A 22000-nucleotide genomic window follows, 5' to 3' on the forward strand; every position below is an offset into this window, starting at 1 on the left:
GCAAGGGTTTTGAAAGTTTAAAAATTTGAACTTTATCTGGGGATTTTGATTTTATATTTTTTTATTTTCTGGTTTAGCCCGCTTTTACCCATTCCAAGTACTTCAGCTGCTTTGGTCTGAATGTAATCGTTTTTCTTTAGAGTATCCTCAATTATTTTTTTTTCAATTTTGGCAAGTGTTTTTGAAAGACTCCCGTTAAGTTTAAGATCCAAAGGCAGGAAGGTCGTTGCCTCTGCTGTCTTTAAAAAATCCTTTGGAAGATTTTTTTCAGTTATTATTTTTCCGCTGGATAAAATCACTGCTCTTTCAATTATATTTTCAAGTTCTCTTACATTGCCCGGCCAAGAGTAGTTGAATAAAAATTCCATGCACTTAGGTGAAAATTCCTCAGGTAATGGTTTTATCTGCCTTTGATGTTTGTATTTATTTAAAAAATGGGTAGACAATAGCTTGATATCTTCTTTTCTTTTTTTTAAGGGAGGCAGGCTGAGCTTTACAACATTGAGTCTGAAATACAAATCTTCTCTAAATCTTTTTTCTGCCACTTCTTTTTTTAGATTTTTATTTGTTGCGGCAATAAGCCTGAAATTTGCCGGAATTGTTGTGTTCCCACCGACTCTTTCTATGGTTTTTTCCTGGAGAACTCTTAAAAACTTAACCTGAAGATTAGTGCTGAGTTCACCAATTTCATCGAGAAAAAGTGTGCCTCCGTCTGCAAGTTCAATTTTTCCTTTTTTTTGTGAAATTGCACCTGTAAAAGATCCTTTTTCGTGGCCAAACAGCTCACTTTCCAGAAGAGATTCTGCAAGGGCAGAGCAGTTGATGGCCATAAATGTTTTATCTTTTTGGAGGCTGTTGGCGTGAATAGACTTGGCTACAAGCTCTTTACCTGTTCCGCTTTCACCTTCAATAAGTATACTTGCTGTGGTTGGAGCTATTTTGATTATTGTGTCAAACAGCTCAACCATGGGCTTACTTTTACCTATGATATTGTCGAATTTGAATTTTGTTTCTACAAATTCTTTGAGCTCTTTGTTTTGCTTCACTACTTCAGAGTGGGCAAGAGCATTTTTAATATGCTGAATAAGTTCCTGGTTGCCAAAGGGTTTGATTATATAGGTGAAAGCACCTTTTTGCATTGCCTCAACTGCTTTTTCCACTGTGCCGTGGGCAGTCATTACTATTACTGGGATTTCAGGATAATCTTCTTTTATTGTTTCAAGAAGGGTAAGGCCGTCCATTTCAGGCATTTTCATATCTGTTAATACAAGTGAGATAGTTTCAGTTTTTAAAACTTCCACAGCTTTTAATCCGCTGAGTGCCGAGGCTGTTTCAAATCCGGCATCTTCTAATACCGCGCTTAAAATGATTGGGAAGTTTTTTTCATCGTCAACAATAAGGATTTTGCTCATTTATAAATTCTCTCCTTTATTGACGGGCAGTTTTATAGTTATTTCTGCTCCGTACTTATCTGAATTTTTAATTGAAAATTTCCCATTATGGTTTTTTATAGTTTGTTCAACAATTCCAAGGCCAAGGCCTGAGCCATCTGTTTTAGTGGTGAAAAAAGGATCTTTTACTTTTTCAATAATTTCATCTGGAATGCCAGGGCCTGTATCAGTTATCTTGATTTTTATTTCTTCATTTTCATAAGAAGTGGATACAAAAAACTCTCCTCCAAGGGGCATTGCCTGCATTGAATTGATAAAAATATTTAAAAAAGATTCATAAAGCTTGTTTTCGTCAGCAAAGGTTTTTGGAATATTTGGGTCAAAATCTATTGTAACCCTGCAATTGTTTTTGGAAAATTCATGTTCAAGATAATCTGTATTTTTTTTCAGAATATCGTTTATATTGCAGGGATTAAGTGCAGGTTCTCCTGGTTTGGCAAAGGAAAGAAAATCATTTATTATCTGATTCATCCTGGCCGATTCTTCAATTATTATTTTTGCAAAAGTATCTGCCTGGTTAACTTCTGTGAGTTTTTTACTCAAGTGTTCAGCTGAGCTTCTTATTATTCCCAGAGGATTTTTTATTTCATGGGAGATTATTGCTGTCATTTCTCCAATTGAAGACAGGTGCCTTGCCCTGTCAAGCTCTTCCCTTAGTTTAAGTCTTTCACGGTTTTTTGCCATGATAATTTCTTCACCGTTTTTTACAATCTGCCTGAGAATAAGAAAAAGCACAGCCATTACCATTGCTGTTGTCAAAATCACCAGCAATTGAAGCCTGAAAATTCGTTTGTAATCTTCTGAAACATCCTGGACAATTTCCATTACTCCAAGGATAGGTCCTGTGGCCAGTCTTGAACCGGGTCTTTCCACCCGAAGCGGGGCAAATGTGCTTATCTTGGCAATTTCGGGATATCTTATAAGCTTTTGAAAAAAAGAGCCCGTCTGGTTAAGATTTGAAACCATTTCACCTTTTAAAGCTTTTTGGTATCCTTCGCCGCCCAGATCTTTTTCGCCTATGATTTCAGGGTTGAAACTATAGGAAATTACATTAGAAAGATCATAAACATTTACAAGCTTGATATCAAAACTGTGAAGAGTTGCCCTGACCACCTTATCCATTCTTTTGAACTGAGTTTCCTTGCTCAATTGTATTTTTCCCTGATCAAGATAAACAGGAAGGATAAATTGAAGAAAAATCTGGTGGTTAAGATTTTCCACAAGAACTTTTGCATAGTCTTTGCTTTTTTTTAAGATTATATTTCTTACAAGATGAGTGTGAAAAGTAGAAAGGGCAATTGTTCCAACAAACATAAGAAGAAAACTTGTAAATGTAAAATATTTGACCAGGGTAAATGGAATTACTTTGTTTTCTGTTTTTATTTTTTCAGATTTTAATTTCTTCATTTTATAGTTGCAGTTCTTTATATTTAAAATTAACAAAAATATTGACTTATAAAAATAAAAAAGTAAACATAAACCTTGTTTAAACGCTATCCAATGGGTATTTAAGATTTTTAAAAACTTAAATTAACAATATTTTCTTCAGGAATTTACTTATGATATTTGGAAGAAAAAATCAGCTGGTAGGTCTTGATCTAGGCACATCCTCAGTAAAAATAGCTGAAATCCACAATACCAAAAAAGGCCTTTTTTTAAAAAAAATTGCTGTGGAAAAAATTCCTCCAGATCTTTTTTCAGATGGAGAGCCAGAAGATCCTCAATATCTGTCTGAACTGCTTAAAGACATTTTCGCTAAAAATAAAATAACAAACAAAAACATTGCCATGTCCATAGGTGGCTATTCTGCCATTGTCAAGCCAATTACAATTACAGCAAAAGAAGACGATGATCTTCAGTCAATTATATTTGAAGAAGCAGAGCATTATATTCCTTTTGATATAAGCGAAGTAAGCATTGACTATCAGGTTATGGGGAAAATGGAGCAAAATCCTAACCAGCTTTCAGTACTTCTTGTGGCTGCAAAACATGAGATGATCAATAAATATGTTTCTATTGCTGAAAATGCAGGACTTAATCCTGTTGTGATGGATATTGACGCTTTTGCAGTTCAAAATGTTTTTGAACTCAATGAGCCTGAAGTAGAAAATGCAGTTTTAATTAATATTGGTGCCAATAAAATTTCACTTAATGTTGTAAATGACAAAAAATCTGTTTTTATGAGAGAAGTGGGTATGGGTTCTTCTGAAATTACCCGTTCTATCATGGGGCTGGATTCAGAGCTTGGCTTTGAAGAGGCTGAAAAAATTAAGCAAGGTTTGGTCAGTTCAGAAAAAGTTAACAAGCTTGATCTTGACCAGGCTGTTAAATCAGTTTCAACGGATTGGTGTGTTGAAATTGCAAGAGCCCTTGATTTTTTCTATTCAAACAACCAGAGTGAAAAAGTTGAAAAAGTTTATTTATGCGGTGGAGGTTCTTTAATTGAAATATTTAGAAATGAGCTTTCAGCTTATGTTGGAGCAGAAATTATTCAATTGAATCCTTTCCAGGTTATTCACACTGAAAAGTCGGGCTGGACAAAGGAAGAGCTTTTTGCAATGGGTCCTGAACTTTGCGTTGCCCTTGGTCTTGGACTTAGAGAAATGGGTGATAAATGATACGTATAAATCTTTTACCCTATAGAAAAGCCAGAAGAAAAGAAAATATAAGAAGACAGATTTCTGTCTATTTTTTGAGCTTAATTCTTCTTCTTTTAGTTTTGTTTGTAATTGACCACTCTAAAAAAACACAAATAAATGATTTAAACTCCAAAATAAAAGCATCCGAGGCTGAGCTTGCCTCTTTAAAGAAAAAGGCAAAGGAAGTCGATATTTTGAAAAAAGAGCTTGATGCCCTTAATTCTAAAATAGAAATTATCGATTCTCTCAAACAGGGGAGAAATTTTGGAATCAATATATTAAAAGAACTGACAAAAGTTGTTGTTGCCGAAAGAATGTGGTTTAATTCATCAAATATAGAAAGAAATTCAATACATTTGGACGGCTATGCCCTTGATGATAAAACTGTGGCAGATTTTATGAGAAATCTTGATTCTTCTTTATATTTTTTTAATGTTGAATTAAAATCACTTGTAAGTTCCTCAATAAAAAATGTTGAATTAAGAAAATTTATAATAAATGCTCAAATCAAAGAGAATAATCCTAAAAGTTAAGCAAAGGGTTTTTTATGGCCGGAGTAAATCCAAATTTTCAGGGTAAACTTGATTCTTTTTTTTCTAAAGTCAATGACCTGGATACAACCCAGAAACTTGGTGTTTTTTTTGGTACAATTGTTTTAATTGCAGCAGCTTATCTATGGTTTTTTTATCTTCCCCAAAAAAATGAAATTGAAAGGCTGGAAAACAAGCAGTCAAGCCTTTCTTCCCAGGTTTTAGTTGCAAGATCAAAAGTAAAACGAATCAATAAGATTAAAGAAGAATTGAAAAACAGGCAGGAAGAGTTTGTTGTTGTTATGAAAGCCCTTCCTGATACCAAGGAAATTCCTGGTCTTTTGTCCTCTCTTTCTTCTTCTGCCAGTGAAGCAGGATTAAGTCTTGAGTCCATTGCTCCGGGAAAAGAATTGGAAAAGGGATTTTATTCTGAAATTCCTATTTCAATGAAAATAATCGGAGGTTTTCATGAAACAGCATTGTTTTTTGATAAAGTTTCAAACTTTAATCGTATAGTTGATTTCAAAAATGCAAAACTGACCATGGGAAAAGACAATAATATTTCCACAGATTGCAGAGCTGTTACATATAGATTTTTGAAAGATAAGAAAAATGAGGATAAAAAGAATTCAAAAAAGAAAAAGAAATAAAATGAATCTTAAACTGAAGTTTTTCGGAAAAATTTTCATTTTCACTGTTTTTCTTGCTCTTGCCGGCTGTAATAATGCTGATGATCAAGAACAAGTGAAAATTGAACCTGATAAGCTGCCAAAAAAGATCTCCATCCCCATAAATATTGAAATTCCCTCTCAAAAAGTTGAAGCTGATAAATCAAAAAAAGATTTAGCCAAAGCTGAGCCTGATTTGGAAAAAACAAAACCGTTTTCAGGTGTTGAAAAAGTTGAAAAAAAGTCTGAAGATATTGAAATTCAAGTGGCTGAAAAATCAACAGAATCAGAACTTAAAGATGATGAAAATAAAGTTTCTCAAGAACCTGATTCAGATTTTATAACCCAGCTCTTGGCTCAGGATACTAAGGAAGAAACTGAAATTAAAGCTTTGGATCACAAAGAACTTTATGATTTTAAAGGGAGGGTAAATCCTTTTAAGTCTTTGATAAGTGAATCAATAGAACCAAAAGAGGAAGTTTTAAAGAAAAAAAGAACAAGGCCCAAGTCTCCCTTGGAAAAGCTGGATCTTTCTCAATTAAAGCTTGTTGCAATTCTTTCAACCCCTGATGGTAAAAGTGCAGTGTTAGAAGAATCTTCGGGTAAAGGATATGTTGTTGAAAAGGGAATTTATTTGGGTCTTAATTCCGGACAAATAGAAAAAATAGAAGATGATCGAATAATTATAAAAGAAATTGTTGAAGATATATCGGGAAAATCTCTTATAAGAGAAAGAATCTTGCAAATTCAAAAGCCAGCCGGAGAATAAAAAATGAATTTTATCAAAACAGCCAACAGGATTTATATTAAAACTATTTTAGCATTAATGTTTGTGCTCTTGGCATTGTGGGGATGTTCCTCCAAAAATGAAACTTCACCAGATAAAACTGAAGTTTCCATCACATCAGAAGAAGCTGTGAAAAGCAATATAGTTTCTGTGTCAAGCCAATTGAAAAACGGATTTGTCAATATAAATATTGTTGGTGATTCTGAGCTTGTATACAGTGCGGTCAAGGAAAAAGAACCTGATGCAGTTGTTTTGTACTTTCCTGATACTTTTATAAATAAAGAACTTAGTTCAAGAGATTATTCTGCTGGTTTACTTGAAAAAATTGAGTTTAACCAAGATGAAAATGATGCAAAAATAAGGCTTTTTACCAATGGAGATTTTCCCTATGAAGTTAAAAAAGAAGGTTATAATCTTCTTGTTCAGATAAAATCAGATTTTGACGGCAGTTCTACAACCGAGGTTTTGGCTGGAAAAAAAGCTCGGGAAAAAAAAGAAACAATTGTAAAAGCTGAGGTTGTTAAAGAAGCTTCCAGGTTTAAAGATATTGAAGTTATAGAAGAAGACAATTATCTTAAAATAAAAATTCTTGGAGACGGCAGAATAAAAAAATACAATTCATTTACCTTGAACAATCCTCCAAGGATTGTTTTTGATCTGGTAAATCTTTCCTCTCCCTATACCAAAGTTGAAAAACTTGATTTAAACAATAAATGGGCACAAAGCTTAAGGCACTATGATGACAAGACTAAATTAAGGCTTGTTATTGATTCCAGAACTAAGTGGCTCAACAATTATGGTGCCCAGGAAACTCAAGACGGTCTTGAAATTTTCATAGGCAAAAGAGATGAAAAAAATATTTTAAAGGCTGAAGTTGAACCGGAAAAAATTGATTCATCATCTTCAGTAACAAAAGTATCTGGTAAAAAAGCAACCCTTAAAGCAATTGATTTTTCAGCTCTTGAAGACGGACGATCAAAAATTATTATTGAAACCTCAGAAAAAGTTGATTACAAGGCTGAAAAACCAGAAGCTGACAAGCTTGCAATAAGACTTTTTAATACACAAATCCCCGATTACCATCAAAGACCTATAATCACCACAAGATTTGATAGTGCTGTTAATAGAATTTTTCCAGTACATAAAGATATGATTAATAAAAATGACTCCCTTGTTTATATTGATTTAAGAGAAAATGTTGCATTTAAAATAAATTCTGAGATTGAAAATATAATAGAAATAGAATTTGAACCTTCTTTTAAATCAGGCTCCAAGGATGACACTGAATTTGCTGCACCTGAATGGAAAAATATTTTAATAGATTCAGCTCAAACCAAGCCTCTGGCTGATGAGTTTGAGATAAAATCAGCTGAAGAAGAAAAGCAAAGTTTTGTTGAATTAGAAAAAGAAGCTGAATTGCCCGAAACTATGGAAAAGTCCAAAGATTCTTTTATGGGCAGCAAGGCAAAAAAATACACAGGGCAGCCAATAACATTGGATTTTTATGAAACAGATATAAAAAATGTTTTCAGGATAATTCAGCATGTAAGCGGGCTTAACTTTGCCATAGATAAAGACGTAAGCGGTAAAGTCACCATGACTTTAAAACAGCCGGTTCCCTGGGATCAGGTTCTTGATCTTATATTAAAAATGAATTCCCTGGGGATGGAAAAAGAAGGTACAATTGTAAGAATTGCCCAGCAGTCAACCCTTCAGGCAGAGCAGCAGATAAAAAAGGATATGCTAAAGGCAAAACAAGAAAGCCAGGAGCAGGAAAAAATTCTTGCCCCTCTTTTTACTGAATATCTTTTAATAAATTATTCTGATGCCCAGTCTGAAATTATGCCCCACCTTCAAAAGCTTCTTTCAGCAAGGGGAAGCCTTTCTGTGGATAAAAGAAACAACCAGATTATTTTAACAGATACCGGAGTAAATATTGAAAAAGCCAAGGAAATTATTTCAAGAATAGATAAAATTACCCCTCAGGTTGTAATTGAGGCAAGAATTGTTGAGGCAAACACTGACTTTTCTAAAGATATTGGTACAGAATGGCAGGCAAGCTCAAATACAGCAGATGCCAGTCCTTACGCTTCAATACGGAAAAATTTCTTAGGTGGTAATTATGGCTATAATGTAGCAATGAACACTCCTAGTGAGTCTGGTTCAATAGGTGTTAATTTTGCAAGGATCGCAGGAACTCCTTTTATTTTAAATGCAAAATTGAATGCAATGGAAAGCGAGAAAAGGGGTAAAATTATTTCTGCTCCAAAAATTGTAACTCTTGACAATAAAAAAGCAACAATAAAACAAGGGTATGAATATCCTTACCAAACAACTGATGATGATGGAAAAACTACAACAGAGTTCAAGAATATAGATCTTCAGCTTGAGGTAACTCCCCATGTTACAGCAGATAATAAAATTTCATTAAAAGTAAATATTGATAAAAATGATGTTTATCTTGACACTCCCGAGGGTCCAGCCCTTTCAACTAAAAATGTTCAAACAGAACTTCTTGTAAATGATGGGGATACAATTGTAATAGGCGGCATTATCCAGCAGTCTGAAACATTAACTAAAAACGAGTTCCCCTGGTTATCTAAAATTCCCATTCTTGGATGGTTTTTTAAGTCAAAAAGCGAATCAAAGGTAAAACAGGAGCTTTTAATATTTTTAACACCAAGGATTGTTGAACTTGAACATGGTAAGTTTTAAGATTATTTTTATTGGAAAAATAATAAATATAAATTATTAAATATAAAATCAAAATCCATCAAATATTGTTTTAAGTTGCAAAGCAAAGGAGCTTTTAATGAAATATCTTAGTTCTGGGAAATATATTGTCCTGATATTGGTTGCCTTGATGTTTGTTATTTCTGGATGTTCAAGCGATAGTTCCAGTGATGAAGCTCCAGTTGCTGATGAAAACAGTGGTGATACTGGCGGGGATGAAAACGGTGGAAATACAGATGGGGATGAAGAAGTTTCTCAATCAGTAAGTTCCATAGTTATAAATACAGGTAATAACAAGATTGTTGCAGACGGCAAAACTTACATTGTTGTAAGGGTAGTAGTGAAAAATGATCAGGACAATGTTTTGTCAGGCAAAGTTGTAGAACTTGAGACTACTGCCGGGACTTTGGATAAAAATCCTGTGACAACAGACAATAAGGGCGTGGCCGAAACAAAATTATTTTCAGCTGAAACAATTGGCAAGGCAGTTTTATCTGCAATTTCAGAAGGAGTCAGCAGTTCAGTAGATATTGACTTTGTTCATGGTCCTGCTTCTGAAATAAAACTTTCTGCATCACCTGCTAATTTAACTGCTGACGGGACTAGTAAAAGCAAGGTTGATATAAGTATTCTGGACCAGTTTGGTAACCCTGTAGATGGGGAAACTCTGGTATTGAGATCTGAATACGGCAGTTTGGATACATATTCTGTTGTAACTGCTAATGGAAAGGCAAGCTTTTCTTATACTGCACCATCATCAGTGCCAGGAAGCGGTCGCGATACCATAACGGTAAAAAATAGTGGTGGGAAAATTGAATCAACGGATATAACAATAATTGGTCAGCAAATTGGTTCAATTTCACTCGTTTCCCAACCCTCAAGCCTTCCTGCAGATGGTAAAACCCAGGCAATTATAACAGCAAGCCTAACCAGTGTTGGCGGGGGAGATGTTCCTGATGGAACACAGGTTAATTTTAGAATAAAAGAAGGCGGTCTTGGAACAATAGATGCAAGTGCTTCATCAATATTGGGAAATGCCATTGCAACCTTGATAAGCCCTTTGATTCCAGGAAATGCAACTATAATAGCTGAAGCCAGGGGAAAAACAGCCCAATTAAATATTGAATATACCCCAGGCAGTATTGGTCTGAATATTATTCCAAATTCAATTTTAGGTACAGGTGATGATAAGTCTGTAATTACTGCAAAAGTAATTGATGCCTCAGGAAACCCTATACAAAATAAGGCCGTATCCATTGTCATGAGCGACAATTCTCTTGGTGCTCTGTCCTCAAATTCTCAGCAGACAAATTCCGAGGGAGAGGCTGTATTTAATTTTACAGGTTCAAATGTAGGTGGGCTGCTCACTTTTTCAGCATCTTATGATCCGGATGATAACCCCTCAACTGTAAATAATGTTACTGGTAATGCCGATATAACCATATTACCGCCTCCATCTTTTATGCAGGTAGCCGATGGTTTTCCTGATCCATCTTCAATAAATATTAAAGGTACGGGGGGCCAGTCAACTGCAAGGATTGCTTTTAATGTTGTGAATACTTCAGGAGAACCTGTTTCAGATGGGTATAAAGTAAATTTCGAAATACTTGATGGTCCAAATGGCGGAGAGGAGCTTGATCCAAAGTCTGCACTTACAAAGAATGGGCAGGTGAGTACTATTTTAAGAAGCGGTACAAAATCAGGCCCTGTAAGCTTAAAAGCAACATATCATAATGATACAAATATTTCTTCAATTGTAAGCCAAATTGCTGTTAAATCAGGAAACCCAGTTGGAGAAGAATTCAGTATTTCAGCCCAGTACAGAAATATTTCAGGTTTAACTCTTGCTAATCTTGTTGATAAAATAACAGTCAGTGCAGCAGATAAGTACGGTAATGCTGTTCCAGATAATACTGCAATTTCATTTAAGACATACAATACAGGAGGCTTTTTCAGTCCAAGTGTTGCTCAAACTGTTTCCGGACTGGCACAGAATGATCTTTATTCAGCCAGTAACCCTGTTCCTGAACAGGGTTTTGTATGCGTTACTGCAGAGGCAAATAATGGCGGCAGGACAACCAGGGTAACTTCAATAGCAGTTGATCCAAATAATAATATAATCTATGCAGGAACAAACGGCGGAGGAGTATACAAGTCAAATAATGCAGGATCAAGCTGGACAAATATAAGCAGAAGCTCCAATGAACCAGGTCAGAATTTTATTGATCCCTACATTAATGACATTGTAATAGACCCAGACGATACAGATATTGTATATGCGGCTGCAGGATACCTTGGCGGAGGAAATATTTATAAAAGTATTGACGCAGGAGGTACCTGGAAGGGCGGAAATATAGAAAATTTTGACGGATTGCTAAGTGATTCTACAGCAGTTCGATCAGTTCAGGCTGACAAAGGAAGTGATTATATTTGGGCCGGGACTGACGGCCTTGGAGCAATTTATACTTCGGATGGCATACATTTTATGTATGGCGGCAAAACAAAATCAGGCCCCTTAGATCCGGGAGATAAGAACTCAGGAAATGGAACAATAGAAAATATTGTTTATGGGCCATCTATGAAGTCTGAAAAATGGACTGCAACATATAAGTTTAATCCTGTTGGTGCAGAAGTCACATCGAGCCCCCAATTTACAGGAAGCAGTGCAGACGGTTCTATCAATGATCTTTCCGCCGAACTTGCTGCAGGAGATTCGGAGTGGGTTCTTGAATATGAGGGTGGTTATGGAGACGTAGAAAAAACTCTTAGTAATCCTGATAATCTTGGAAAACTAACCATTGTTTCAACATCAAAAAATACTCAAGATACAACCTGGACTGTAGAATGTATTGATATTACCACTCCCGGAGAAGAAAAATTCAGAGTAATCGGAAGCGGATCAATTGGTATTATGGGTGAAGCTCAACTCAATAAAAATTTCAAGGCAACAAACGATGAAGTTGAATTTTATATTACAGGAGGTGTTAAGACCTATGCTCTTGGAGATAAATTTAAATTTGAAACAATGAGAGACTCATGGAGTGTTAGTCAGAATGGAAATCAGCTTCCTGATAAAGCAAGAACTGATATTGAGTTCAATAATGATGAAATTTCATTTGAGATTAGATCTGGTAGCTACACTTTTTTTGAAAAAGGAGACAAATGGTCTTTTAAAACAGGTATAACAGGGGAAAGATACTGGCTTGTTGAGGGCAGTGAATCAGGAGTTCAAAAGCGAACTGCAAAAACCGGAGTTACTTATGTGACAGATTCAGATGAAGTAAGTTTTAAAATTACTTCTGGAACTACGCCTTTTGAAGAAAATGATAATCTTGAATTTGAAGTGTTGGAAAGCGGACTTGGTTTTGGCAAGATTGTGAGAGATATTTTTAAAGCTTCTGGTACAGGAAATACTGCTGTTCTTTATGCAGCAGCAGCTACTGGAGTATTTAAGTCCGTAGATGGCGGCAGGACTTGGACAGAGGTTTCAAATTTTTCTGAAGATAACATTACATGTCTTGCAGGTATTCCAGACAATGACAATGTTATTTATGCAGGAACAAAAAGTGCAGGTGTTTTCTACACTACTGACGCCGGTAATACCTGGACAAAATATATAGATGGGTTTGGAAAAGGTTTTGGAAATACATCGGTAAAAGCTGATGTTTTAAATAAAGGAAACGGAACTCTAAATATCAGTAATGTTGGTGAAGATGCAGAAACTGAAAACTGGACTGTAAAATGTATAGAAGCTGTAGGAAACGGCGGAAAATTCAGTGTAACAGGTTCTGTTTCAGGAGTTTTCCCTGTTTATGATATAACAGCAGGTAAATATGACATAACAGACACCTTAGAGTTTACAATTAAAGACGGGTCTCTGGATTTTGAGGCTGGAGATGTTTTTACATTTAAAACAGTGCGGGATTCAGGACTTGGTATAAAAGACCTTCAGGTGGCTGGAAATAGAATTTATGCAATAACATATTTTGAAGGACCTCTTGAGGAACATGCTGTTGGAAATCTTTATTCTGCATCTATAAATAATACAGGCAACTACTCCATAACTTCTCCATGGAAAGAATCTAATGCAGGGCTTCCCCAATATTCTCCGCCTGAAGATTTGACCCTTTTTGCACAGCATTCCCTTGCAGTTGATGATATTGATAATCCAAAGGCCTTGTATATTGGCGGTGAAGGAATTAATTTTTTCAAATCTGTTAATGGGCTTGATAATGGTAATTTGGAATGGTTTGAATGCAAAACAGGCATGACAAATCTTATCATGGCAAGAATGCCGATTTTATTTTCAGGTGATGCTGTTATGTCTGTTACTTATGAAAGAACTGGTAATCTTGTAACTTTTTATTGTTATGTTGAAGATCGAAATGGAAATCCTCCTGTTTACGGTTCAAGTTTGAGAGTAACCAGTAATGGTGAACTGATATTTAATATTGATTATGGGGATTTATATGTAAGCCAGGGTACTTTTAGAGATAAAACTGATACTTCAACTAATAGGCCAATAGTAATAAGTTATACTTTGGAAGTAGATTCAAGCATAATTTTTGAATTTGATCCTGCCTGTGAAACAAGTGCACCTGGATGTTCGGGTGTTAATCAGACTTATAAAATAGATTTTAAAAAATTAGATTGATAATTCATAACATATAAAAGCCGGTTTCAGTATGAACCGGCTTTTATTTTTAAATATTTTTTAAAGCCATCTCAGCCTCTTCAACAACATCATCATTTCCAAAAGAAACAGCATTTAAAAATTCTTTTTTAGCTTTTTCCTTTTCCCCCATTAAAATAAGAGTGTTGGCTTTTTGAAGATAAAGCTCACCATTTTTTGGATAGTATTTTATTGCCCTGTTAATTGAGCTCAATGAGCTTCTATAATCTCCAGTTTGACGGTAGACAACACAAAGTCCCCGGAGGGCAGTGATATAGTTTGGATAAAGTTCAAGACTGTTTTTATAGTGTTTTTCTGCCCTTAAAAAATCCCTTTTATTTAAAAAAGCATAGGCAATATTTGATTCTGCAAAATGTGGGGTCGCATATAAAATGTTTTTAGTAAGAGGGGTAAGAGTTTCAATTGCCATATCCCAATTACCTTCGGCAAGATAGGCAGTTCCAAGGTTATTTATTGCGGGGGCATATTCAGGTTTTAATTCAATGGCTTTTTTAAAATGAAAAATTGATTTATCAATTATCCCTCTTGAAAGATAGGCCAAACCAAGACCGTTTTGAGTATAGGGATCATTTGGAAGCATTGAGTCTGCTTTTAATAATTCCCTGATCGCAAGGGTAGGGTTTCCTGCTGCAAGATAAGCCTCACCAAGATTTCTTATTGTCTCTGCCTGAGCTTTTTGTTCTGAATTGTTTAAAGCAGATGAACATGAAAAAAAGCATAAACAGATTGCAAATATAAAAGAAACAAATTTGAATTTCATAAATTTTCCCTGATTAAATTTAGATAAAAACAGTTTTGATACCAAGCCAGTCAAGATAATATAGTACAGGCTTGGGAAATTTGGAAGAATCTAATCTTGGAAAAAAGATTAATCTGTTTTGGGCATTGAAATGATTTATCAATAAAGTTCCGGGGATTTTAACTTTTAGTGGTGAAAATTCATTATATCCGGCTGATTGGGGAAAAACAGGATCTTTTATTATTGGATAGTTAAAGTTTTTTGCAATTTTTATTGCCAAATCCAAATTGGACTCATTGTGATTAATTGTCATTATTTTCATTTTCATTTTTTTTATGGAGTTTATTGCTTCTCCGTAAAACTCATTAAAATCAACTATGAGAAACTTATCTTTTTGATTAACTGCAATATTTGTATATGCTTTTATTTGCACACCTTTAAATGGAAATGATATTTGGGTATCTTCGTTGTATTTGCATCCAAGCAATAGGAAAAAATTTTTAACAAATGTTTTTGGGTCCATGTTTTTAAAATAAATAGATTCAGGATTTGAATGGATTTTAGTTTGAGATGGTAAAACAATATTTTCTTTAAGTAATAAAGATAAAAAACTAAAAGGTGATTTATAATAATTTTTTATATAAAAGATTTCACTTTCTTTACTTGAACCTTTTGAAGAGGTGATTTTATTTTTATATTCTATTTCAATTTCTATTCCATTAAAATTTAATGTTTTTTTAGATAAAATGTCTTGATTTTCAACTTTATTGTTAAGATTGAAAAAAATGGCTTCTTTATAAAATTTTTTTATTATTTCTTTTTGGTTATTGTCCAGAAAATCTTTTTCATAAAAAAATACATGGGGATAAATTTCAGACTTAATAAAAGGAGTTTTTGACAATACAAGGGGGATGATCTTTTCTTTATAAGGAAGATAAAGTTCTCCTCTTGATTCAAGTTTTCCGTTTAAAGTATTGGCAATCAATTCAAGAATGTTTTTTTTTGGGGGGCTTAACTCTTTTTTGGGAGGGGATGGAATTGTTATATTGAGTTTATCTTTTTTTTTGCCTGAAAGTCTTTTTTCTATTTCAGGATTAAAAAGAGAAGGATACCATTCTTTGTTAACAACTTCAGACTTGGGAAGTTTTATATTCTGGCCTTTTGAAAGAAGATTAATGTTTTCTATTTCAGGGTTGATGTATTCAAAAAGTTTAACACCTCTTGTATATTCCCTGGTTCCCCATTTTGTATAGAGGGTATTTGAAAGAAGCTTTGAAACTGTATCTCCGGGTTTTACTTCATAGGGACCTGAATATTCTTTGAGAAGATCTTCTATATTTTCTTTGGTTATAAAGGGAACAAGAATTCTTCCGCTTTCAATATCTTTAAATTCATTTTCTTTTGCTATTCTTATGGGAAGATAAATAAGCTGGCCAGGTTCAATTTTGTTTATGTTTTTCAGCTGAGGATTAAGAATTCTAAGGGAGTTTAATTTGTTCTTTGAGTATGTTCCTCTTTCCCTTAGGATTTTGTAAAGATAATCACCTTCCTGGACAATATGAGTGGCACATAAGTATTTGGCTCCCTCAATATTGAAGATTTGATATTCTTTATATAAAATTGCAGAGTCTGCCTTTTTATCTAAAGGAAAAGTTAAAAAGGCAGAAAAAACCCATAAAAAAATTATTTTTTTCATTTCACAGATTTAATTTTTTTGCAATTTCATCGGCTGTTTTTTTAACAAACTCAGACATTTTTTCAGCTTTAAGAGGTTTTCCTGGAGCTGGATAAACATCTATTCCCTTTGCTTTAATAAGGGAAGGAAGGTTAATAAGGGATTCATCTGGAACAATTTGATATTCAGGAGGGATTGATTTGTCAAAATACATATCCTGAAATCCTGAAAATTTTAATGCATGGGCTGTTGAGTCAACCACAGCTATGGTATCTTTATCAATTATTCCTTCAGAAACAGCTTTTACAAGACCTGCAAGGGTTTCTCCTCCATGGGTGCAGGCAATATGACCGTTTCTATTTGCTCTAAGCTCATTGTCCATTATTTCCTGTTCAGTTACGCAGACAATTTCAACATTGTTTTTTTGTGAAACTGAATTGTATTGATTTACAAGCTGGATAACCCTTGGCATTGAAACAGGATTTCCAATCATTGCAGCCTGGGCAACACTTGGCTGAACAACCATGGGTTCAAATTTACGTTTATCAGGATTTTTTTCCAGATAATATTTAAATACAGGGTTTGCATGCTCTGACTGAACTCCTATGATTTTAGGAAGTTCTTCAATAATTCCAAGTTCAAAAAACTTCATAAATCCATTTAAAATAGCTGTGATATTTCCTGCATTTCCAATTGGAACAAAAACAGCCTTATTTTTCATATCAAAATCAAAGTCCTGGGCAATTTCATAGGAAAATGATTCTTGTCCAAGAATTCTCCAGGCATTTTTTGAATTTAAAAGGGCTACATTGTAGTTTTCTGAAAGATATTCCACAACTTTCATACAATCATCAAAAACTCCTGGTATTTCAAATACCTGAGCTCCGCTTCCAAGGGGCTGGGAAAGCTGTTGGGGAGTAACTTTTTTATGGGGAAGCAAAACAGCTGATTTTACCCTGGGGTAAAGATAAGCTGAGTAAAGTGCAGCAGCTGCACTTGTATCTCCGGTTGATGCACAAACTGCAAGAATGTTTTCAGATTTTCCTGAGTTTAAAAGAAAATTTATATAGGAAAGAGCTGAGGCCATTCCTCTGTCTTTAAAAGAAGCACTGGGATTTTGTCCGTCGTTTTTATAAAAAAATTTAACCCCTGCATAATCTTTAAGATTATCATTGGCTTCAATCATGGGAGTGTGGCCTTCCCCAAGATATACAATTGAATCAAGGGGAATTACAGAACCAAGAAATTCGTGATATCTGTAAATTCCTGAAACTGCAGGTATTTTTAAAATCTTTCTAAAGTCCAGGATTTTTCTCCACTTTTCACCGGAAATCTTTTTTAGGTTTTCAAAGTTTCTGTCATGAAGAAGAAGCACTTTACCGCATTTTGGACAAATGTATAAAAGTTCGTCTATGGGGTGTTCACTTTCGCATCCAAGGCATTTGTAATACATTTCTCCCTGGGGAGAAGGAATAACAAGATCTTTTATATCTTCTGGGAAATAGTTAGTTTTCAATTTCAATTTTCTCCATATTGTTCATGTATGGCCTGAGTTTTTCAGGAATTATAATATCACCGTTTTCATCCTGACAATTTTCAAGAATTGCTGCCACTGTTCTTCCCACAGCAAGTCCTGAACCATTAAGGGTGTGGGGAAAAAATGTCCCTTTTTTACCTTTTTTCTTGTATCTTATATTTGTACGTCTTGCTTGAAAATCTTCAAAATTACTGCAGGAAGATATTTCTCTGTATTTATCCTGGGCAGGCATCCATACTTCAATATCATAGGTTTTTGCAGCTGAGAAACCAAGATCTCCACTGCAGAGGGTTACTATTCTATAGGGCAGTTCAAGCAGTTTAAGAACTTCTTCTGCATTGCTTAAAAGTTTTTCAAGCTCATCATAAGAGTCTTCAGGACGGGTGAATTTGACCAATTCAACCTTGTTGAACTGGTGCTGTCTTATAAGACCTTTGGTATCTTTTCCGTAAGAACCCGCTTCTTTTCTAAAACAAGGGGTAAATGCTGTAAAATAGAGAGGGAAATCATTTTCATCTAAAATTTCGTTTTTTAAAATATTTGTAACTGGTACTTCAGCAGTTGGAATCAGAAAATAATCTAGCCCGTCTATTTTAAAAAGGTCATCCTCAAATTTGGGAAGCTGCCCTGTACCTGTTAATGTGTTTCTATTAACAATATAAGGGGGAATGGTTTCAGTATATCCATGTTTTTCTGTGTGAAGATCAAGCATGAAATTTGTTAGGGCTCTTTCAAGTCTTGCACCTTTTCCAAGATAAAGAGGAAATCTTGCCCCTGTTATTTCAGCAGCTTTTTCAAAGTTGAAAATTTTAAGGTTTACTCCAAGATCCCAATGGGCAAGGGGAGTAAAGTCAAATTCTCTTGGGTTGCCGTGCTTTCTTAAAAAAACATTTTCGCTGTCATCTTTTCCAAAAGGAACAGACTCATGGGGGATATTTGGGATAGTCATTAATGCAGCTTCAATTTTTTCTTCAGCATCCCTTAAATCTTTTTCCATTAACTTAATTTTATCTGAAGTTTTTTTCATTTCTTCAATCATTGAAGATGCATCTTCTTTATTTCTTTTTTTTACTGCAATTTCTTCTGATACTGTATTTCTTTTGTTTCTTAATTCTTCTATTTCAAGAACAATTTTTTTTCTTATAATATCGTTTTCTTCAAATTGTTTTAAAATAGAAGAATCAGCCCCTCTTTTGTCAAGAGCTTCTTTAACAATTGATAAATTTTTCCTGATAAACTTGATTTCAAGCATTGGCGTACCTATATTAGTATTATTTTTGGTAAAGATATTAACAATCTCTTAGCTACCACGAGCTGAAAGATGCGTCAATCCTTATTCACAGAGTAAAAACAAGATTATGGAGGGATTATGCCTGCTGAAGACAATAAAGAGAAAAGACTACGCATGACTGGAGAGGTGGAAACTGCTGTTTTTTCTTTGCCTGAGGAAGATTTGAAGAAGAAAAAAGATGATGTTGTTAAAAGACTTTTTGGATTTGCAAATTACCTTGAGTCCAAAATAGCCATGCTTTATTATCCGGCTGCCGAGCTTGAATTTGATATAACTGCTGTTTTTAACGAATCTTTAAAACTTGATAAAGTTATTACCTTTCCTTTACTTAAGGACAAAAAGGAAAATATCAAATTTTATAAGGTTGACAATCTTAAGCAGCAGCTTGTGAAAAATGAAAACGGATTTATGGTTCCTAATATAAAAAAGTGTAGGGAAATTCCATGTGAATTTATAGATATTGCTATTATCCCAGGACTTGCTTTTGACGAAAAGGGCGGAAGAATAGCCTCAGATAGTGGTGAATACGATAGGATTATCACCATGCTTCCCATTACAACAAGAAAAATTGCCTTAGGCCTTGAAGAACAGATTGTTTCCCAGATCCCCATGGAATCAAGAAAAAAGTATGTTGATATAATAGTTACCGATGAAAGAATAATTTATAAAATCTAAACCATAAATATTTGAAAATTCAGGTCTAGTTAAGAATTAATTCAATTTTAATTAAGGGATTTATAGTTTTGACAGTTTATAAATCCCTTTTTTTAATTCCAGAGTTTTTTAGATCTAAGTTTAATTTTTTATTGTAAGACAATTAGTAAATACCTCAATTAAGCCAAAACTTTAAAGTTTTTAGTTGAAAAAAATAGAAAACAAATTAAACTGTGAACTTTAGTTGATCTAACAGCTTAATTTTTGATTTTTTTTCAAGGAATCATGAATTCCTTTATTGCCACTGCCTGAAACTCAAATTTTATTTCACCCTGAGTGAAAAGAGTGAAAAGTTCATTTGTAAAAGGTTGAAAAAGGAAATTTAAAGAAATTTAATTAATAAATAAATTTGATTTTGTTCGCTAAATCAGGTTAATCAAGGTCTTTGTATAAAAGCCTATTATAAATTGACAGGAGTAGTTAATGTCTCTGAAGTACAAGCGTTGGCGTGATCTTATGGTTGATAATCAATTGATCCCCAGGGGAATTGTAAATGATGATGTTTTAAGTGCTATGCGTGAAGTTCCAAGGCATTTGTTTGTAAGTGAAGCTTTTAAGGACCAGGCATATTCAGATCATCCTCTTCCCATTGGTGATCAGCAAACAATTTCACAGCCTTTTATGGTTGCAGAAATGACCCAGGCTTTAGAGCCCCATCCTGAGGATAGAGTACTTGAAGTGGGAACAGGTTCAGGTTATCAAGCGGCAATTTTGTCAAGGCTTGTATTCAAGGTTTACACAGTTGAAAGAATTTACAGGCTTTACAGGCAGTCACAGCAGCTTTTTGATAAATTAAGATACTTTAATATAGCCTCCAAATATACTGACGGAACCCTTGGCTGGAAGGACGAAGCCCCTTTTGATAAAATTATGATTACTGCGGGTTCACCAAATCCTCCTGTGAAATTATTTGATCAACTGGAAATTGGAGGTCTTTTGGTTGTTCCTGTGGGCAGTGAAACTTCCCAGGAGCTTATGAGATACAAAAAAACTGAAAAAGGTATAGAGGAAGAAAATCTTGGTGGATGCAGGTTTGTTAAGCTCATAGGCAAGCATGGCTGGGGGGGATAGTTTTTGAAAAGATTATATAATTGGGTTTTGAGCTGGTCTGATTCAAAATGGGGGACTTATGCTCTTTTTATTCTTTCATTTGCCGAGTCTTCTTTTTTTCCTATTCCTCCAGATGTTCTTTTAATTGCCCTTTGTGCAGGAAAACCTTTAAAATCATTTTTTTATTCACTTATTTGTTCCCTTGGTTCTGTTCTTGGAGGAGTGTTTGGATATTTTATCGGCTTGAGATTCATGGATTTTATTGGCTATAAAATAGTTGTCCTTTACGGGTTTCAGAAAAAAATGGATCAAATCGGAGTTCTTTATAACAATTATGATGCCTGGGCCGTAGCCATAGCAGGTTTTTCTCCCATTCCATATAAGGTTTTTACCATTGCTGCCGGTATTTTTGAAATAAGTCTTCCTGTTTTTATTGCGGCTTCATTTTTTTCAAGGTCACTTAGATTTTTTATTCAGGGAACTTTGCTATATTTTTACGGTGAAAGAATTAAATTTTTTGTGGACAAATATTTCAATGTTTTAGCTGTTGTTTTTACTGTTCTTCTGGTTGGCGGGTTTGTTTTAATTAAATATGCTTTTTAATTGTTGGTTAAAAGGAAAGTTTTAAAAGCAGCCATAATAGGAGAGGGAGTTCTTTCTTTATTAAAGCTAAGGTAAAAATTCCTTGAAAGATTTATTCCTTTAAGGGGAATAGCCTTAAGGCTTTTGGCTTCTAGCTCTTCAGAAACTGCTATTGGAGAAAGGATTGAAATTCCAATTTTTCCTTTAATTCCCTGAATTATTGCTGATGTGCTTCCAAGTTCTGCTATAATATTAAAATCATCAATTTGAATATTGTGTTGGTTTAGTCTTTTTATAAGGGATTCTTTTGTTCCAGATCCTTCTTCCCTCATTATAAAAGGTTGGTTTTTAAGCTCATTTATTTCTATTTCTTTTTTTGAAAACCACTGATGTCCTCTTGGAACTATAACGCGCATCTCATCTTTTGTAAGAGAAACCTGTTTAATCTTTTTATTTAGTGATTTTGCACCCACAATCCCTATTTCAACTTCAGCATTTATAATTTGCTGAATTATTTGAGAAGTGTCGTTTATTGACAGGGAGATTTTCACATCTTTGTTTTTTGAGATAAATTTTCCTATTAAGGGAGGCAAAATATAGTTCCCTGGAATTGTACTTCCGCCGATTTTGAGTTTTCCCTTAATTGAGCCCTGAAATTCGGCCATACTTGCTTCTGTTGCTTCTTTTAAAGCAAGAATTTCCTTTGCTCTGGAATATAAAAGAGCTCCTGCACTTGTGGGAACAGCTTCTTTGCCAAGTCTGTCAATGAGGCGGCAGTTAAAGTGGGATTCCAGATCTTTTATATGGCTGCTTATTGTTGGCTGTGAAAGATGAATTGCTTTTCCTGCCCTGGAAAAACTTTTAAGTTCAACTACTTTGGAAAAAATTTTAAGCTGCCAGAGATCCATGGA

General features: G+C 34.4%; 16 protein-coding genes. 9 read left to right on the forward strand and 7 right to left on the reverse strand.

The window, feature by feature from the left end:
* Positions 1-32: 32 nt before the first annotated feature.
* Together RBR53_04805 and RBR53_04810 are read right to left on the reverse strand one after the other, a co-directional pair.
* Entirely contained in the window at positions 33-1412 is a 1380-nt protein-coding gene (locus RBR53_04805) for a sigma-54 dependent transcriptional regulator (protein ID MDY0131970.1), read from the reverse strand.
* The gene (locus RBR53_04810) at positions 1413-2858 is read right to left on the reverse strand and encodes an ATP-binding protein (protein ID MDY0131971.1); all 1446 of its coding nucleotides are present in this window, start codon (positions 2856-2858) and stop codon (positions 1413-1415) included.
* A gap of 152 nt (positions 2859-3010) precedes the next feature.
* Here RBR53_04810 and pilM point away from each other — a divergent pair, with 152 nt between their 5' ends.
* From pilM to RBR53_04840, 6 genes are all read left to right on the forward strand, one after another.
* On the forward strand, positions 3011-4069 hold the full coding sequence (gene pilM / locus RBR53_04815; GenBank protein MDY0131972.1) for a type IV pilus assembly protein PilM: 1059 nt from the start codon (positions 3011-3013) through the stop codon (positions 4067-4069).
* Complete coding sequence (locus tag RBR53_04820) at positions 4066-4623, forward strand: PilN domain-containing protein (protein MDY0131973.1); 558 nt, start codon at positions 4066-4068, stop codon at positions 4621-4623. The genes pilM and RBR53_04820 overlap by 4 nt, the downstream gene beginning before the upstream one ends.
* Before the next feature lie 14 nt (positions 4624-4637).
* Positions 4638-5270 carry a type 4a pilus biogenesis protein PilO gene (gene pilO, locus RBR53_04825; GenBank protein ID MDY0131974.1) on the forward strand — a complete coding sequence of 211 codons (633 nt, stop codon included), beginning with the start codon at positions 4638-4640 and terminating at the stop codon, positions 5268-5270.
* A 1-nt stretch (position 5271) separates the two neighbouring features.
* Positions 5272-6057, forward strand: a complete 786-nt coding sequence (locus RBR53_04830; GenBank protein MDY0131975.1) for a pilus assembly protein PilP — start codon at positions 5272-5274, stop codon at positions 6055-6057.
* A 3-nt stretch (positions 6058-6060) separates the two neighbouring features.
* The gene (gene pilQ / locus RBR53_04835; protein ID MDY0131976.1) at positions 6061-8790 is read left to right on the forward strand and encodes a type IV pilus secretin PilQ; all 2730 of its coding nucleotides are present in this window, start codon (positions 6061-6063) and stop codon (positions 8788-8790) included.
* A gap of 97 nt (positions 8791-8887) precedes the next feature.
* The gene (locus RBR53_04840) at positions 8888-13462 is read left to right on the forward strand and encodes an invasin domain 3-containing protein (GenBank protein MDY0131977.1); all 4575 of its coding nucleotides are present in this window, start codon (positions 8888-8890) and stop codon (positions 13460-13462) included.
* 49 nt (positions 13463-13511) lie between these two features.
* Here RBR53_04840 and RBR53_04845 read toward each other — a convergent pair whose 3' ends face one another.
* Genes RBR53_04845 through serS form a run of 4 tightly spaced genes read right to left on the reverse strand, consistent with a single transcriptional unit; the run spans position 13512 to position 18704 of the window.
* Positions 13512-14261 (reverse strand): tetratricopeptide repeat protein, encoded by a 750-nt coding sequence (locus tag RBR53_04845; GenBank protein ID MDY0131978.1) that lies wholly within the window; start codon positions 14259-14261, stop codon positions 13512-13514.
* 19 nt (positions 14262-14280) lie between these two features.
* Positions 14281-15936 carry a LysM domain-containing protein gene (locus tag RBR53_04850; protein ID MDY0131979.1) on the reverse strand — a complete coding sequence of 552 codons (1656 nt, stop codon included), beginning with the start codon at positions 15934-15936 and terminating at the stop codon, positions 14281-14283.
* A gap of 1 nt (position 15937) precedes the next feature.
* Positions 15938-17431: a threonine synthase gene (gene thrC, locus RBR53_04855; protein MDY0131980.1), complete on the reverse strand. Its 1494-nt coding sequence runs from the start codon at positions 17429-17431 to the stop codon at positions 15938-15940.
* A complete protein-coding gene (gene serS / locus RBR53_04860; protein MDY0131981.1) occupies positions 17421-18704 on the reverse strand; it encodes a serine--tRNA ligase in 1284 nt (427 codons plus the stop codon). Before serS ends, thrC begins: the two co-directional genes overlap by 11 nt.
* A gap of 117 nt (positions 18705-18821) precedes the next feature.
* Between serS and RBR53_04865 the strand changes: the two genes are divergently transcribed.
* The 3 genes from RBR53_04865 to RBR53_04875 all read left to right on the forward strand — a co-directional run bounded on the left by RBR53_04865 (position 18822) and on the right by RBR53_04875 (position 21110).
* Positions 18822-19418: a 5-formyltetrahydrofolate cyclo-ligase gene (locus RBR53_04865; protein MDY0131982.1), complete on the forward strand. Its 597-nt coding sequence runs from the start codon at positions 18822-18824 to the stop codon at positions 19416-19418.
* 462 nt (positions 19419-19880) lie between these two features.
* Complete coding sequence (locus tag RBR53_04870; GenBank protein MDY0131983.1) at positions 19881-20528, forward strand: protein-L-isoaspartate(D-aspartate) O-methyltransferase; 648 nt, start codon at positions 19881-19883, stop codon at positions 20526-20528.
* Positions 20529-20531: 3 nt separating this feature from the next.
* Positions 20532-21110 carry a VTT domain-containing protein gene (locus RBR53_04875; GenBank protein MDY0131984.1) on the forward strand — a complete coding sequence of 193 codons (579 nt, stop codon included), beginning with the start codon at positions 20532-20534 and terminating at the stop codon, positions 21108-21110.
* Here the strand turns inward: RBR53_04875 and RBR53_04880 are convergent.
* The gene (locus tag RBR53_04880; protein ID MDY0131985.1) at positions 21107-21997 is read right to left on the reverse strand and encodes a selenium metabolism-associated LysR family transcriptional regulator; all 891 of its coding nucleotides are present in this window, start codon (positions 21995-21997) and stop codon (positions 21107-21109) included. The two genes, RBR53_04875 and RBR53_04880, sit on opposite strands and share 4 nt — an antisense overlap.
* Positions 21998-22000: the final 3 nt, after the last annotated feature.

Source organism: Desulforegulaceae bacterium (assembly GCA_034006035.1).
Lineage (GTDB): Bacteria > Desulfobacterota > Desulfobacteria > Desulfobacterales > JACKCP01 > JACKCP01.

Excerpts from the sequence above, each read along its gene's own strand:
- RBR53_04845 (MDY0131978.1), bottom strand. The coding sequence starts at position 14,261 with ATGAAATTCAAATTTGTTTCTTTTATATTTGCAATCTGTTTATGCTTT.
- RBR53_04820 (MDY0131973.1), top strand. The coding sequence starts at position 4,066 with ATGATACGTATAAATCTTTTACCCTATAGAAAAGCCAGAAGAAAAGAA.
- RBR53_04865 (MDY0131982.1), top strand. The coding sequence starts at position 18,822 with ATGCCTGCTGAAGACAATAAAGAGAAAAGACTACGCATGACTGGAGAG.
- RBR53_04810 (MDY0131971.1), bottom strand. The coding sequence starts at position 2,858 with ATGAAGAAATTAAAATCTGAAAAAATAAAAACAGAAAACAAAGTAATT.
- pilQ (MDY0131976.1), top strand. The coding sequence starts at position 6,061 with ATGAATTTTATCAAAACAGCCAACAGGATTTATATTAAAACTATTTTA.
- RBR53_04830 (MDY0131975.1), top strand. The coding sequence starts at position 5,272 with ATGAATCTTAAACTGAAGTTTTTCGGAAAAATTTTCATTTTCACTGTT.
- pilM (MDY0131972.1), top strand. The coding sequence starts at position 3,011 with ATGATATTTGGAAGAAAAAATCAGCTGGTAGGTCTTGATCTAGGCACA.
- RBR53_04870 (MDY0131983.1), top strand. The coding sequence starts at position 19,881 with ATGTCTCTGAAGTACAAGCGTTGGCGTGATCTTATGGTTGATAATCAA.
- serS (MDY0131981.1), bottom strand. The coding sequence starts at position 18,704 with ATGCTTGAAATCAAGTTTATCAGGAAAAATTTATCAATTGTTAAAGAA.
- RBR53_04850 (MDY0131979.1), bottom strand. The coding sequence starts at position 15,936 with ATGAAAAAAATAATTTTTTTATGGGTTTTTTCTGCCTTTTTAACTTTT.
- RBR53_04840 (MDY0131977.1), top strand. The coding sequence starts at position 8,888 with ATGAAATATCTTAGTTCTGGGAAATATATTGTCCTGATATTGGTTGCC.
- pilO (MDY0131974.1), top strand. The coding sequence starts at position 4,638 with ATGGCCGGAGTAAATCCAAATTTTCAGGGTAAACTTGATTCTTTTTTT.
- RBR53_04880 (MDY0131985.1), bottom strand. The coding sequence starts at position 21,997 with ATGGATCTCTGGCAGCTTAAAATTTTTTCCAAAGTAGTTGAACTTAAA.
- RBR53_04805 (MDY0131970.1), bottom strand. The coding sequence starts at position 1,412 with ATGAGCAAAATCCTTATTGTTGACGATGAAAAAAACTTCCCAATCATT.